12 protein-coding genes are annotated in these 13,216 nt (G+C 70.9%); 5 read left to right on the plus strand and 7 right to left on the minus strand.

The window, feature by feature from the left end; all coding sequences use genetic code 11:
* Positions 1-11: 11 nt before the first annotated feature.
* Together ACTWPV_RS21080 and ACTWPV_RS21085 are read right to left on the minus strand one after the other, a co-directional pair.
* Complete coding sequence (locus tag ACTWPV_RS21080; protein WP_443153105.1) at positions 12-2,420, minus strand: glycoside hydrolase family 2 protein; 2,409 nt, start codon at positions 2,418-2,420, stop codon at positions 12-14.
* A gap of 81 nt (positions 2,421-2,501) precedes the next feature.
* A complete protein-coding gene (locus tag ACTWPV_RS21085) occupies positions 2,502-2,729 on the minus strand; it encodes a tautomerase family protein (protein WP_347773066.1) in 228 nt (75 codons plus the stop codon).
* Positions 2,730-3,005: 276 nt separating this feature from the next.
* Here ACTWPV_RS21085 and ACTWPV_RS21090 point away from each other — a divergent pair, with 276 nt between their 5' ends.
* Both ACTWPV_RS21090 and ACTWPV_RS21095 read left to right on the plus strand, forming a co-directional pair.
* Positions 3,006-4,061, plus strand: a complete 1,056-nt coding sequence (locus ACTWPV_RS21090; protein ID WP_443153106.1) for a hypothetical protein — start codon at positions 3,006-3,008, stop codon at positions 4,059-4,061.
* Between the two features lie 73 nt (positions 4,062-4,134).
* Positions 4,135-4,602: a hypothetical protein gene (locus ACTWPV_RS21095; RefSeq protein ID WP_443153107.1), complete on the plus strand. Its 468-nt coding sequence runs from the start codon at positions 4,135-4,137 to the stop codon at positions 4,600-4,602.
* A gap of 2 nt (positions 4,603-4,604) precedes the next feature.
* Here ACTWPV_RS21095 and ACTWPV_RS21100 read toward each other — a convergent pair whose 3' ends face one another.
* Together ACTWPV_RS21100 and ACTWPV_RS21105 are read right to left on the minus strand one after the other, a co-directional pair.
* Entirely contained in the window at positions 4,605-5,840 is a 1,236-nt protein-coding gene (locus ACTWPV_RS21100) for a serine hydrolase domain-containing protein (RefSeq protein WP_443153108.1), read from the minus strand.
* Between the two features lie 249 nt (positions 5,841-6,089).
* On the minus strand, positions 6,090-6,566 hold the full coding sequence (locus ACTWPV_RS21105; RefSeq protein ID WP_443153109.1) for a hypothetical protein: 477 nt from the start codon (positions 6,564-6,566) through the stop codon (positions 6,090-6,092).
* 121 nt (positions 6,567-6,687) lie between these two features.
* Between ACTWPV_RS21105 and ACTWPV_RS21110 the strand changes: the two genes are divergently transcribed.
* Positions 6,688-7,080 carry a hypothetical protein gene (locus ACTWPV_RS21110; RefSeq protein ID WP_443153110.1) on the plus strand — a complete coding sequence of 131 codons (393 nt, stop codon included), beginning with the start codon at positions 6,688-6,690 and terminating at the stop codon, positions 7,078-7,080.
* A 375-nt stretch (positions 7,081-7,455) separates the two neighbouring features.
* Here ACTWPV_RS21110 and guaA read toward each other — a convergent pair whose 3' ends face one another.
* On the minus strand, positions 7,456-9,045 hold the full coding sequence (gene guaA / locus ACTWPV_RS21115; RefSeq protein ID WP_443153147.1) for a glutamine-hydrolyzing GMP synthase: 1,590 nt from the start codon (positions 9,043-9,045) through the stop codon (positions 7,456-7,458).
* Positions 9,046-9,099: 54 nt separating this feature from the next.
* Between guaA and ACTWPV_RS21120 the strand changes: the two genes are divergently transcribed.
* A complete protein-coding gene (locus tag ACTWPV_RS21120) occupies positions 9,100-10,038 on the plus strand; it encodes a hypothetical protein (protein ID WP_443153111.1) in 939 nt (312 codons plus the stop codon).
* On the opposite strand, the gene ACTWPV_RS21125 is transcribed toward ACTWPV_RS21120, so the two are convergent.
* The gene (locus tag ACTWPV_RS21125; RefSeq protein ID WP_443153112.1) at positions 10,029-10,850 is read right to left on the minus strand and encodes an SDR family NAD(P)-dependent oxidoreductase; all 822 of its coding nucleotides are present in this window, start codon (positions 10,848-10,850) and stop codon (positions 10,029-10,031) included. The two genes, ACTWPV_RS21120 and ACTWPV_RS21125, sit on opposite strands and share 10 nt — an antisense overlap.
* A 52-nt stretch (positions 10,851-10,902) precedes the next feature.
* On the minus strand, positions 10,903-12,396 hold the full coding sequence (locus ACTWPV_RS21130) for a DUF885 family protein (protein WP_443153113.1): 1,494 nt from the start codon (positions 12,394-12,396) through the stop codon (positions 10,903-10,905).
* Positions 12,397-12,474: 78 nt separating this feature from the next.
* Between ACTWPV_RS21130 and ACTWPV_RS21135 the strand changes: the two genes are divergently transcribed.
* Positions 12,475-13,215, plus strand: coding sequence for an N-acetyltransferase (locus tag ACTWPV_RS21135; RefSeq protein WP_347646530.1), 741 nt, complete (start codon positions 12,475-12,477; stop codon positions 13,213-13,215).
* Position 13,216 lies beyond the last annotated feature (1 nt).

The raw sequence follows: 13,216 nt of genomic DNA on the forward strand, positions 1-13,216 counted from the left end.
CTGCGGAAACGCTAGCCACCCGGCCTTGCCGGAAGGTGCGGGGTTATCAGACGAGGGCCGACGTTCCAGCCGTCGAGCAGCACGCGGCGCTCCTCCGACGGCACGCCGTCCCACTCGCAGCGGAGCACCCGTTCCTCGCCGGGCAGGAGGTCGACGGCGTTGTCGTCCCAGCGCATCCAGCCCTGTGCGGCGGCCGGCCGCGCGTCGAGCAGGCGCAGGAACGGCGCCGCCGGCCCGTCCTCGTGCCGCACGCGCAACGTCCACGTCGTGCCGGCGGTCTCCAGGTGCGTGGAGACCCTGGCCTCGCGGAGGGTGAGCAACCCGGCGAAGTCGGGGCCGGAGGTCAGCAGGTAGCGGTTGCCGGTGGACAGGTCCAGGAGGAGCAGCTCCCCGTCACCTGCGCACCGGATCTCGCCGAGCGGCCGCGGCGGGCCGCCTTCGGTCGTCCAGCGCTCCTTGGCGAGCTCGCTCCCGTCCAGGCGGAGGAAGCGGGCCGTGACCTCCGCCGGGCCGTCCGACCAGGCCCAGACCGTGGCGGCGACCTCGCCGTCCACGCGCTGAGCCGGGAGCGCCGCGCAGACGTGGTCGTTCCGGTACGCCCGGCGCACGTAGTGGTAGACGGCCTTGGGCTCGCCGAAGTAGTCGACGGCGGCCGTGCACCACCCGTTGGGGAAGGACTCGTTGAGCTGCCACGGCAGCACGCCACAACTCTCGGGCCGGCGCAGGTTGGCCTCCACCGCGTACCGCAGCCCGTCGGCCTGGAGGAACTGGCTGGCCCTCGACATGGTCGCGAGGTCGCCGATCGCGCCGCCGAACGCCTCCTGGACCAGCGGCTCGTTGTTCCACCACCGGCCGAGGTGGTCCCAGACGGGGTGGCGGGTCGTCGGAAGTCGGCGCGCCTGCTCGGGCACGACCGACTCGATCGCCCGTACGTTGCTCATCCCCTCGACCCCGAACTCGCTGAGCAGCAACGACCGGCCGCGGTCGTGGAAGCCGTAGTGATCGGACAAACCCTGGTGCTCCCACGGGCCGTGCGCGTCGTGCGGGCTCGGGCCTTCGAAGGTGTTGCCGAACACCGGCCCGGACGGGGAGGTCGGCAGCCAGTGCCGGTCGGGGTCGAGCCGCGCCACGACGTCATGCAGGGCCTGCAGCACCGGGGATTCGGCGTCGGTCAGCGGGACGCCGTCGGCTCGCTGCAACTCGTTCCCGCCGCACCAGACGGCCAGGCTGGGGTGGTTGCGGCGGGCGGGCACGATGCGCTCGGCCTCCCACGCCATCCGCGCGACGAACGCCTCGTCCTCGCTGGGCACGCTGCGCATGCCGGAGCTGGACTGGGCGAACTCCTGCCAGACCAGAATTCCGTACTCGTCGCACAGGTCGTAGAACATGGTGCTCTCGATGAGCCCGCCGCCCCACACCCGCAACATCGTCACGCCGGCGTCGCGGGCCAGCGTGAGGAGGTGCCGCACCCTGGCCTCCTCGACCGCGCCGTAGAGAGCGTCGGCGGGCACCCAGTTCCAGCCCTTGATCGTGACCGGCTCCCCGTCGACGGTCAGCCGGTACGGGAGCGCGCCCGCCTGCTCGGCGATGAACCGTACGTCGCGGAAGCCGACGCGGACCCGGCGCTCGTCGCCCTTCACCGCGGTGGTCAGCTCGTAGAGGTGGGCCTCGCCGTGGCCGTTGAGGCGCCATCGGCGGGGCTGCCCGACCTCGAGGACCGCGTGCTCGCCGGTGGCCGTCGCGACCACCCGGCCGTCGGCGTCCCTGAGCGTGTGCTCGACGTCCGCCTGCGGGCCGTCCACCTCGGTTCGCACGACGATCTCCGTGCCCGCGGGCCGGGCCCAGACGTCGGCCAGCCTCGTGGGCCCGGTGACGCGCAGCCGTACGGGCCCCCACAGTCCTTGGTGCACGATTCGCGGGCAGAAGTCCCACCCGTACCCCATCCGCCCCTTGTGCACGCTGACCTTGGCCGTGTAGCCGACCTGCGGCTCGCTGACGGGCGCCGGGTCCACGACCACCGCCAGGCTGTGTTCGCCCGTGATGAGCCCGGTCACCTCGACCACCAGCGGGACGTACGTGCCCTCGTGCGTGGCGATGCGCTCGCCGTCGAGATAGACGGAGGCGGAGTGGTCGATGCCGTCGAACTCCAGGAACGCCCGCTCGCCGGGTGCCATGTCCGGCGCGCTCAGCCGGGTGCGGTAGACCCAGGTCCGCTGCGACACCCACTCGGAGAGCAGGCTCTGCCTGCCGACGTACGGGCTCGGCACCTGGCCGGCGGCCAGCAGATCCGCCAGCACGCTGCCCGGCACCCTCGCGGGGATCCATCCGCCCGAGCCGCCGCCGTCCCTGGCGTGGAGCTGGGCCCGGTGCAACTGCCAGTCGTCCCCGAGGAAACCCCGAAGCTCCCATCCCTGATCCATGAGCGCCTTCCGTCCGCAGTGTGGGATCGTTCCCACACAACCCTAGTACGCGGACGCTGGAGGGGCGGCGGCTGGTCCCCGTCACCCGGGTGGCGCGCCGGCGGCCATGGCCTTCACGTCCGCGGTCGTCACCGGCCTCCCGCCGATTCCCCAGTCGCCGCTCCTGACCTCCTCGAGGATGACCAAGGTCAGAGAGCGCATGTTCTCGCCCTCGATCTCAACCATCGCGTCGGTCAGCTTCTGTACGATCTGGGCCTTCTGCGCCTCGGTGAACACCCCTTCGATGACCTTCACATTGATGAGCGGCATGAGTTCCTCCATCCGACGTGGTACGCGCCCGCGTCCGGACGCCGGTCGCCCGGGCGTCCGGAGGTGCGCGCGGCCCGGTCAGCGACGAGCGGCCATCGCGGTTCCCCCGAGCAGGCCCACACCCGTTCGCCGAGCGTTCCCCGTCGTACCTTGTCTCTCAAGGCCAACCTGCTCACGAACGCCTCCGGCAAACGCGGCCCCGTAGCGCTGCCTCGCGGACGGCAGCGAACCAAACCCCTGGACAACCTGTCTGATGAAGAGAGCGAGGAGGTTCGCATGCCCATCAGACCCGTTGCCACCACGTTCATGGCCCTGGCACTGACCATGGCCGCCGTCCAGCCGGCGAGCGCGCAGGGGACGAGCACGCCCACCGTTCACGTCCGGTCCATCGCGTCGAAACCGTGGATCAAGCTCGCGGGCACCTCGGGCAGGCTCAACGACGAGCGGGGAGCGGTCCGCCTGGCCTCGTACTCCCTGATCTTCGACGCCGGCCAGGGCTACTACGGCTACCTGCGCGAGGGCGACAGGTTCGTCAGGACGCCGTACCGCGAGGCGCTGGCAGCGCCCGGGCAGCGGTGGGTGGCCGGGATTCCGGACCACCGGCTGTGGCTGCCCATGAAGAAGATCGACCTGATCGATCGTCAGAGCCGCCGGACATACACCATTTCCCTGCCCGCGCCGGTGACGTCGCCCGAGTGGTCGCCGGACGGCCGCACGCTCCTGCTCACGGCGTACGACAAGCACCGCGACGGAAGCCTGACCATCATCGGCTTCATCACTCTGAACGTGGCCGACCGCGTTCCCCGTCTGGTCAGGGCAGGGCCCCGCCACACCGTCTCCGACTGGTCCATCGGACGTGCCTTCCGCTTCTACTTCGCCGGCAGGTCCGGCCGGGTGCTGGCCACGCACAACGACGCGGACCCCTCTTCGGCCAGGAGCCGCATCGCTGTCTACGACCTGCGCGGGAAGCTGCGCAGGTTCTACTCAGGCGTCGGCGCCTTCGACGAGTGGTCCGCCGTGACGGTCTCCTCGCCCTCGGGGCGGTTGTTCGCCACAGTGGTCCGCAAGGACGGCGACAGGGTTCAGATCGGCATCGTGGAGGCTTCGACCGGGAAGATCCTCCACCGGATCGGCAAGGACGTCCGCGCCTTCGCCGGCTGGTACGACGACGAGCACATCATCGTGAAGCGGGTGCACGGCCTCACGCAACTCTTCCAACGCGTCCACCTCTCCGGACGCGCCGGCCTCGACCTGATCAAGGAGAGGCTCGTCGTCGGCCCCGCCGACTACGAGCCGCACCTGGAGCGGGTCAACTTCGTGCGCCCGAACTAGCCGCTCCAGCGCGCACCCGGGTCCGGCGTCACGCCATACGGGCGCTATATCGCGCCCCTCTATGCTCACGGCAATGAAGCGCAACGGGACCCTCTTCATCGTCATCGGCGCGGCACTGACGCTGGTCGGCACGCTGATCCACGTCTTCCCCCCGCACCAGACGGTGGTCACCGTGATTCTCGGGCTGGCCGGGGCGCTGTCCTACACCGTCGGCATCGGCAGGATCGTCGGCGGGGTACGTCGGGCTCGGAGCGCGGCGCCGTACGTCGTGATCGCGGCCTGCGTGACGTGGGGCGGCTTGATGGGCGTGGCCCCCGTGGCCGTCGACACGATCGCCCTGGCGGCGCTGGGCGAGAAGCACGTTTGCACGGTGACCGACGTCGACAAGGAGACCCGCCGCACGCGGAGCGGGCGGAGCACCACGTACGTGCACACGGTCCGCTGCCCGGACGCCCGCGTGCACGAAGTCAGTGCAGGCGTGGGAGAGCGGCACAGCCGCCCCGCCGCTAGCCGGTCCGTCACCGGCGACGCGGCTGCCTGAACCTACTTCTTGGCGCACAGGGCGGTGTCGGCGGCCTTGATGACGCTCATCGCGGCGGGTTCGGTGGCGGGGAGAGTCGTGACGGCGACGGTGGCCGCCTGGCCCTTGTCGGTGACGCCGCCGCGGGTCTCGTAGCCGTCGATGTCGCCGCCGTGCCCCCATGCCGTGCCGCAGCTCACCGGCATCTTCATCAGGCCGAGCCCGTACTCCCAGCCGGCCGGCATGCCGGGTGCCTTGACGGTCTTCTTCATGGCTTTGAGCTGAGCGGGCCTGAGCAGCTTGCCGTCCATCAGCGCGAGCCAGAAGCGGTTGAGGTCGCTGGGGGTGGCGATGAGCTGGCCGGCCGCGCCGCCCCATGACGGGTCCAGGTGGGTGATGTCGATGAGCTTGCCGCCGGGCTTCCTGGAGGCGTAGCCCTTGGGGTGAGGCTCGCGGATCGTCTTGACGCGCTTGGCCGGCCAGTAGGTGTCGCGCAGGCCGATGCGCTTGATGACCCGGTCGGTGATCGCGTCGCCGACGGGCTTGCCGTCGATCTTCTCGATGAGCAGGCCGAGCACGATGTAGCCGGTGTTGCTGTACTCCCACTTCTTGCCCGGCTTGAACGACGCCTTGTGGGCGAAGGCGGTCTTCAGCAGGTCCCTCGGGCTGCTGTACTTGTTGCGGACGTCCAGGATGTTGGGCATCCAGCGGGTGTAGTTGGGCAGGCCGCTGGTGTGCTGGAGCAGCTGCCGCACGGTGATCGTGCGGCCGTCGCCGGACTTGCCGCGCAGCAGCTTCGGCAGGTAGGTCTCGATCGGCTCGTCCAGCTTGACCTTGCCCTCTCCGACCAGCTGGAGCACGGTGACGGCGGTGAAGGTCTTGGTGTTGCTGGCGATGCGCACCTGTCCGTCGACGGGCACCTCGGCCTTGGTCCTGAGGTCGCCGACACCGGCGGTGTAGTAGCGGGTCCGGCCCTCGCGGTCCTGGACGGTGGCCAGCGCACCCGGGAACTTGTGCTTCTTGACCAGGGTGTCCAGCTGCTTCTGCAGGGCGTCGTTGCGGCGGTTGCGCTTGGCGTCCTTCACCTCGTCGCGCATCTCGTCCAGCTCGGCCTGCAACTCGTCGGCCGGGTTGTGCCGCGTGACCGTCGCTGCGGCGGGGGCGGCGGCCACGCTCATCGCGGTCAACGCCGTCAGCGCCGCCGCGGCCAGAACGCGCATGCGCCGGGGGGTCGAGGAGGAGGAAGTGAGACGCGACATGGGGAAAACGCTCCTGCATTCGGGGGTGGTGTCCGCTCCGGACACGAACAAGCATGTCGTCCGGACCCACCCTCGAACGATCCCGCGCGCTGGAGCTTGCCGGGTACAGCCAGCTGTACCCGGCAGGTCTTGGATCCCGCAGGTACGGGGGCCGCGTCGATCGAAAGCTTCCTATGGTCTGTCCTCCCACGGTCGTCGCGGTGGGTCACGTACAGCCTGCTGCACGTCTTCGACGCCTGGTGACCGCTCCTAATGCGTGATCTTGATGACGGCCTTCTTCCCCTTGACCGCCAGCACCTCGAAGCTGACGTCGTTGACGGTGCTGGGGCCTCCTTGGTCCGGTGTCTGCTCGGACATGGTGACCTGCATGCCGGACGCGGTGGAGGCGTGGAAGGTGACCGAGTCGTCCTCGACGGTGACGTTGATGGGCATCAAGCCCCACTCGTCGTCCAGCCTGATGGTGCGCCCGTCGGAGATGAGCACCTCGCACTTCGCGTCCCGGCACGCCCGGAGTTTCGTGCCGTTCCTGGCCTTCGGGAGCGCCGACGCCGTCGGGGTCGCTGACGGGGAGGGGGTGGAGGACGGGGGACTCGCCTCGGGAGCGGAAGGCGGCGGCGACGTCGCCGGCGTGGCCGTCCTCTCAGCCGGGGAACCGCAGCCGGTGAGCAGTCCGGCTACGGTCACCGCGCTCACCAGCGCCATCCGCCTGGTCGGTACGCCTGGCATCTCTGCTCCCTCGCTCGCGCGACGACATCAGGCACCAGTGTCGTACCGCGATGTCGGGACCCCTCCCGCCGGATGCCCGATATAAAGATCCCACCCCCTGCGGCGATATGCCGTGAAACCGATGAAAGGTAAGACCATGCACAGGAAGGCCATCTGCGCCCTGACCCTTGCGTGCGCCATGGTCGTGACGCCCGCCGTGGCCGCCGCCCCCGCCGCCGCCACGGCCAAGCCCAGCTATCGCGGCTGCTACGACGGGAAGTGCAAGTTCACGTTCTCGAAGAAGGTGAGCTTCCGCATCTCCGCGAAGCGTTACGGCTTCTCCAGGGTGTACGTCTCCAAGGAGTTCGTCGGCGGCATCTTCAACCAGGACATGGTCGTGGTGCGGGCCCCCGGCTTGACGACTTCCCTGGGTGAAGGGGCTCGGGGCAACATGCAGAGCAACGGCAAGAACACCCTTTCCTTCCGCGTGCTGGCCATCACCAGCAAGGGCGCCACGATCCGCTTCACCGGGTGATTGACGGGTCCCCGACACAGACAAGGTTCGGCCGGCACCAGCCCTGAGAGCACACAAGCGCCGGGGCTCAACGCCGTTCCACGCTTCTTCCGGACCGTCCACCCCGGTGCGCAGGCACATCGAAGCCGGCGCTGGACCCGGACGACACGCTGACCAGCGGTCTTCCCCTACCCGCGTCCCCTCCTGCCCCGTCTCCTCCGGGCGGCTCGGGGCAACGCTTCACCGCTCGGACGGTCAAGGGAGCGCCGTCGCGGCGGCCCGCCACGTGCGGGTCAGACGGCGTCTCCCTGGAGGCGCTCAGCCACGTGCGGCGGGTGGGTGACCTTGGCCGTGCCGTAAAGGATGGTCCCGCAGAACCGCCGCGGACGGAAAGCGTCACTCCCACTCGATCGTGCCGGGGGGCTTGCTGGTCACGTCGAGCACCACGCGGTTGACCTCGCGGACCTCGTTGGTGATCCGGGTCGAGATGCGGGACAGCACGTCGTAGGGCACCTTCGCCCAGTCGGCCGTCATGGCGTCCTCCGACGTCACCGGGCGCAGCACCACCGGATGGCCGTAGGTGCGCCCGTCGCCCTGCACCCCCACCGAGCGCACGTCGGCCAGCAGCACCACGGGGCACTGCCAGATCTGCCGGTCGAGGCCCGCCCTGGACAACTCTTCGCGGGCGATCGCGTCGGCCTCGCGCAGCAGTTCGAGGCGCTCGCGCGTCACCTCTCCGACGATGCGGATGCCCAGGCCGGGGCCGGGGAACGGCTGGCGCCAGACCATGGCGGCGGGCAGCCCGAGCTCCTCGCCGGCCCGGCGGACCTCGTCCTTGAACAGCGCCCGCAGCGGCTCCACCAGCGTGAACCGCAGGTCGTCCGGCAGGCCGCCGACGTTGTGGTGGGACTTGATGTTGGCGGTGCCGGTGCCGCCGCCCGACTCGACCACGTCGGGGTAGAGCGTGCCCTGGACGAGGAACTCCACGGGCTTGTCGGCCATGATGGCGCGCTGTTCGTCCTCGAAGACGCGGATGAACTCGCGGCCGATGATCTTCCGCTTCTCCTCGGGGTCGGTGACGCCTTCCAGCGCCTTGATGAAGCGGTCGGCGGCGTCGACGACCCGCAGCTTGACGCCGGTGACGGCCACGAAGTCGCGCTCGACCTGCTCGGCCTCGCCCTTGCGCAGCAGGCCGTGGTCGACGAAGACGCAGGTCAGCCGGTCACCGATGGCGCGCTGCACGATGGCGGCGGCCACCGCCGAGTCGACGCCGCCCGACAGTGCGCAGATCGCGTGGCCGTCGCCGACCTGGCGGCGCACGGCCTCGACGGAGTCTTCGACGATGTTGAGCATGGTCCAGGACGGGCGGCAGCCGGCCGCCTCGAGGAAGTGCCTGAGCACCGCCTGCCCGTGCTCGGAGTGGAGCACCTCCGGGTGGAACTGCACGCCGTAGAGGCCCTTCTCGGGGTGCTCGAAGGCGGCGACCGGCGTCTGGCTCGTCGAGGCGGTCACCGTGAACCCCACGGGGGCGCTGGCCACGCTGTCGCCGTGGGACATCCAGACCTTCTGGGCGCTCGGCAGGCCGGCGAAGATGACGCCCTCCTGGAGCACCTCGAGCGCGGTGCCGCCGTATTCGGCGACGCCCGTGCGGGCCACCTCGCCGCCCAGCGCCCGCGCCATGGCCTGGAAGCCGTAGCAGATGCCGAACGTGGGCACGCCCGTCGCGAACAGCCCGTGCGGCACGGGCGGCGCGCCGTCGGCGTAGACCGAGGAGGGGCCGCCGGACAGGATGATCGCCTTCGGATTCTTCGCCATCATCTCCTCGACGGGCATCGACGAGGGGACGATCTCGGAGTAGACGTGGCACTCGCGCACCCGCCTGGCGATGAGCTGCGCATATTGCGCGCCGAAGTCGACCACCAGAACCGTGTCGAATTCAGACACTGAAGACCCTCCAGAAGGCGGAACGCGGTGAGTACAGTCTATCGGCCTTGTGCATTACGCCTGGCCTGGCTCCCGCTCTCGTGCTAACACAGAACAATGGATCTTGTCTGGCCGGCGACGACCTGGGCTCTCTGGGTCGCCACCCTGGCCGCCGCCTTCAAGGTGTCCGGTCGCGACAGGACCCCGGAGCGGGAGCCGCGCCATCCGGCGCCCGCCCCCGTGGCGGAGCTCTTACGCGGCATGCGGGTGCAGGACGTGTTCCATTCGGCGCTGTTCGAGCTGGCCGGGCGCGGGTGGGCCGTCGTGGAGGGCGACCGGCTGTCGCTGACGCCACGGCGGGCGGAGCCCCTCCGGCCGTACGAGCAGTGGGTGCTCGATCAGGTGAGCACCCGGATGGGCGGGGCTCCGCGGGCCCCGGTGATCGCGCTCATGCCCGACGGGCAGGTGCTCGACCGCGAGTTCCTCCCCCTGGTCCGGCAGTGCGCCATCGACCTCGGGCTGGCGCGGCGGCGCTGGTCGAGCATGATCGTTCCGGTGCTGCTGGCCTGCGGGCTGGTGGTCCCGTGGTTCGCCACCGTGTCCGCGGCCGGCCTGTCGTGGCCCGGGATGATCGCGACGATGGTGTCGTTCGTGGCGGGGCCCGGGCTGCTCCTGGCGGGCCGCGGGTTCCTGCTGACTCCCGCCGGACGCGAGGTCGCCGGGCCGGGGCACGTGGAGGCGAACCCGCAGCAGGAATGGATCTTCACGGGCAGCGGCTGGCGCGGCGTCGAGATCGTGCCGGCGGCCGCCGTCGCGCAGGGGCCCAAGCGGCAGGAGCTCAGCGGCCACGTCGTCAAGCGCTGGGTCGAGGTTCACACGGACAGCGAGAACACCTACCACATCGCGGTGCACGACGGCGGCTCGGAGACGGCCGTCGCGTTCCGGGTCAAGCAGGGCGTCTACCAGGACGTGCTGCCGGGCGACTCCGTACGCCTGCTGGTCAGGCCGCGCAGCGGCACGGTGGTACGGGTGCTGGCCCACGAACGTCAGTGGTGAACCGGCAGCCGCCCGCTGAGCAGCGTCTCGGTCTGCAGGCGTAACCGCGCGGCGTGTTCCTGGTCGGTCAGCAGCAGGAACCTCTCGTCACGGATGGCGTCCACCACCAGGCCGGCGACCTCGGACGGCTCCATGCCGCGCTCGACCGCCCTGCTCACCGCCTCCTGCGCGGCCGCCTCGTCCCGGCCGGGCATGGTGGCCAGGCTCGGAGGGCGCAGCCGCGCCGAGTCGGCGATGCGCGTCCTGACCGCGCCGGGACAGAGCGCGGTCACGCGCAGCTTGGAACCCGCATCGGCCAGGTCGTGGGCGAGCGCCTGGGAGGCGGCCAGCGCGGCGTGTTTGCCGACCGAGTAGCCGCCCGTCCCCGGCGTGGTGAACAGCCCGGCCGCGGACACCGTGTTGACGATGTGTCCCTCGGTGTCCTGCTCGATCATGCGCGGCACGAAATCGCGGATGCCGTGCAGCACGCCCCACAGGTTCACCCCGAGCAGCCAGGCGAGGTCCTCCTCGCCGCGGGTCCACAGGTGGCCGCCCTGGAAGACGCCCGCGTTGTTGCACAACACGTGTACGGCCCGCAGCTCCCCGAAACACCGGTCGGCCAGGTGGCGTACGGAGGACGCGTCGGACACGTCGGTGATCTGCGTGAGCACCTCGGCGTCGCCCGCCTGCGCGGCCGTCTCGGCGAGCGCCCCGTGATCGACGTCGGCGAGCATCAGCGTCATGCCCTCGGCCGCGAACCTGAGGGCAAGCGCCCGCCCGATGCCGCTGCCCGCGCCCGTTATCACGGCGACCTTGCCGGAGAGCTCGCGCACGGACAGACCTCCTCAGCGACCGGCACTGCAGGGTGCTCCGGATCACCAGACGCTACAGGGTGCCTCTGATCAAGCCCAGAGGCGGCGAACCGAGATCGAGCAGCGACTTGTGGAAGCGCTGCAGGGTGAAGCCGGCGCCCCACTCCTTGCGGGCCTGCTCGCGCAGGTCGCGGATGAGCAGCTTGCCCCACGTGTAGCGGCCGTACGTCGGGTCGAACGACGCGCGTTCCGCCTCCGCCGTCGCGGCGGGGCCTGCCAGGTGTGTGTCCGACGCGAACCGCCTGGCGCCCTCCTCGACCGTCATCTGGCCGGTGTGCACGCCGATCGCGCAGGCCAGCCGGGTGACGCGGATCAGCGCCTCCAGCCAGACGCCGATCTCGAAGCGGGGGTCGCCCGCCTCGAAGCCCTCCTCGACGCAGAGCTCCTCGGCGTAGTGGGCCCAGCCCTCGATGAACGCGGTCGACTGCAGCAGCCTGCGCACCTCCGACGGCGCCCGCCGCAGCGCCCTGGCGTGCGAGAAGTGCCCGGGGGCGACCTCGTGCACGTTGATCGCGGGCAGCGTGGTGCGGCTGAAGACCTCCAGCCACTCCTCCTGGTCCTGCCGTGGCCAGCTCGGGTCGGGCGGCGTGACGTGGTACCAGGACGGGCCCTCGGGCTCGCCGGGCGCGTTCCACGACATCATGGCCATCGCCCAGCGGCGCGACTCGGGTGCCGGCCCGACCAGGCACTCGCCGTCGTGGTAGGGCACGAGGTCCTTCTCGCGGGTGAACGCGATGGCCTTCTCCGTGCCGATCCTGGCCGCCTCGATCACGCCGTCGGCGTCGGGATGGTCCTTGACCAGCTCGCGTACGACGTCGAGCGGCGGGCGGCCCCGCTCCCCCAGCTTGGCGCAGGACTCGGCGAGCAGCGCCATGAGCCGGTCACGCTCGGCGTCGGCCCGCTCCGCCAGCCTGCCCAGGTCGACGGGGAGCCCTTCGGAAGTGCCCATGAGGCCGGCCAGGGCCTCGCCGCCGAGCGCCGCGTCGGGGTCGCCCTCGTCCGCCGCCCTCTCGATGTGGGCGACGAGCCTGCCGTGCGCCCGCAGCGCGACCTCGTCCGTGACCCCGGCGGCCAGGCCCCTGGCGGTGCTCGCCAGGGATTTCGCGACGGGGGCCGGGACCTGGTCGAGCGCGTCGAGCGCGTTGCTCACGGCCTCGGGCCAGAGCGCGAGGTGGGCCGCCTTGGCCGCGGCGCGGTCGCCGGCCGGGGCGTAGTCGCGGTCGTAGCAGGCCAGGTCGAGGTTGGAGAGGTGGAGCAGCGGGTTCCTGCGGTGCAGGGCCAGCGCGCCGAGCTGGGTGCGCAGGCCCTCCTCGAACACCTCCAGGTGCCTGGCGTCGTGCGGGTCGGCGGGCGCGGCTCCCTCGCCGAGCCGGGCCAGTCCCGCGCGTACTCCGTCGGGTGACAGGTCCTGGATCCGGCCGTCGTACTCGTGCCTGCCGCCGCCCTCGCGCGCCTCGGGCACGATCAGGTCGGCGACGGCTCTCAACCTGGCGTCAAGTTCGGTCATGCCGCCGACGCTAGCGCACAACTTTTGCCCGGATTAATGGCGCGCGTCCCTGTGGACCGGGGTGCGAAACTGGACCGCATGGCCCTCCAGATCACGACGCTCGCGGAGCGTCCGGAGCTCGCGTCGGCGTTGTGGGACATGGACCATACATGGCAGGAGTTCATGCTCAACGACCCGATCGCCGACCTGTTCTACGCGGTCGCCACCACCACCTACGCCGACTACGTGCTCGTGGCCGACGACGACGCCGAACCCGGCCGGCTGGTGGCGCGGGCGTGCATGATCCCGTTCGTGGCGAAAGGGCCCGAGCTGCCCGACGACGGCTGGGACGCCGTGATCCGCTCGGGCCGGCTGGCCCGCGACCGCGGCACCAGGCCCGACGCCGTCTCCGCCCTGGAGATCACCGTGCGGCGCGACCTGCAGGGCACGGGGCTCTCCTCGACGATGGTGGCGGCGATGCGCCGCCACGCCGCCGACCGCGGCTTCCACGAGCTCGTCGCGCCGGTCAGGCCCAACCTCAAGCACCTCGAACCCCACACCCCCATGAGCGAGTACGCCTTCCGCACCCGCCCCGACGGCCTGCCCCATGACGCCTGGCTACGGGTGCACGTGCGGGCCGGCGGGAAGATCGTCAAGGTGGCGCCGCGCTCGATGGTGATCGCGGGCACGCTCGCGGAGTGGCGAGGGTGGACCGGCCTGCCGTTCGACCGTACGGGGCCCGTCGAGGTGCCGGGGGCGCTCAATCCCGTGCGCTGCGACGTGGAGCACGACCACGCCGTCTACGTGGAGCCGAACGTCTGGGTGAGGCACCCGCTGTAGC

Source organism: Nonomuraea sp. KM88 (assembly GCF_052245635.1).
Taxonomy (GTDB): Bacteria; Actinomycetota; Actinomycetes; order Streptosporangiales; family Streptosporangiaceae; genus Nonomuraea.

Bases quoted from the DNA above. Each gene is read 5' to 3' on its own strand.
- ACTWPV_RS21080 (WP_443153105.1), bottom strand. From the start codon at position 2,420: ATGGATCAGGGATGGGAGCTTCGGGGTTTCCTCGGGGACGACTGGCAG.
- ACTWPV_RS21085 (WP_347773066.1), bottom strand. From the start codon at position 2,729: ATGCCGCTCATCAATGTGAAGGTCATCGAAGGGGTGTTCACCGAGGCG.
- ACTWPV_RS21090 (WP_443153106.1), top strand. From the start codon at position 3,006: ATGCCCATCAGACCCGTTGCCACCACGTTCATGGCCCTGGCACTGACC.
- ACTWPV_RS21095 (WP_443153107.1), top strand. From the start codon at position 4,135: ATGAAGCGCAACGGGACCCTCTTCATCGTCATCGGCGCGGCACTGACG.
- ACTWPV_RS21100 (WP_443153108.1), bottom strand. From the start codon at position 5,840: ATGTCGCGTCTCACTTCCTCCTCCTCGACCCCCCGGCGCATGCGCGTT.
- ACTWPV_RS21105 (WP_443153109.1), bottom strand. From the start codon at position 6,566: ATGCCAGGCGTACCGACCAGGCGGATGGCGCTGGTGAGCGCGGTGACC.
- ACTWPV_RS21110 (WP_443153110.1), top strand. From the start codon at position 6,688: ATGAAAGGTAAGACCATGCACAGGAAGGCCATCTGCGCCCTGACCCTT.
- ACTWPV_RS21120 (WP_443153111.1), top strand. From the start codon at position 9,100: ATGGATCTTGTCTGGCCGGCGACGACCTGGGCTCTCTGGGTCGCCACC.
- ACTWPV_RS21130 (WP_443153113.1), bottom strand. From the start codon at position 12,396: ATGACCGAACTTGACGCCAGGTTGAGAGCCGTCGCCGACCTGATCGTG.
- ACTWPV_RS21135 (WP_347646530.1), top strand. From the start codon at position 12,475: ATGGCCCTCCAGATCACGACGCTCGCGGAGCGTCCGGAGCTCGCGTCG.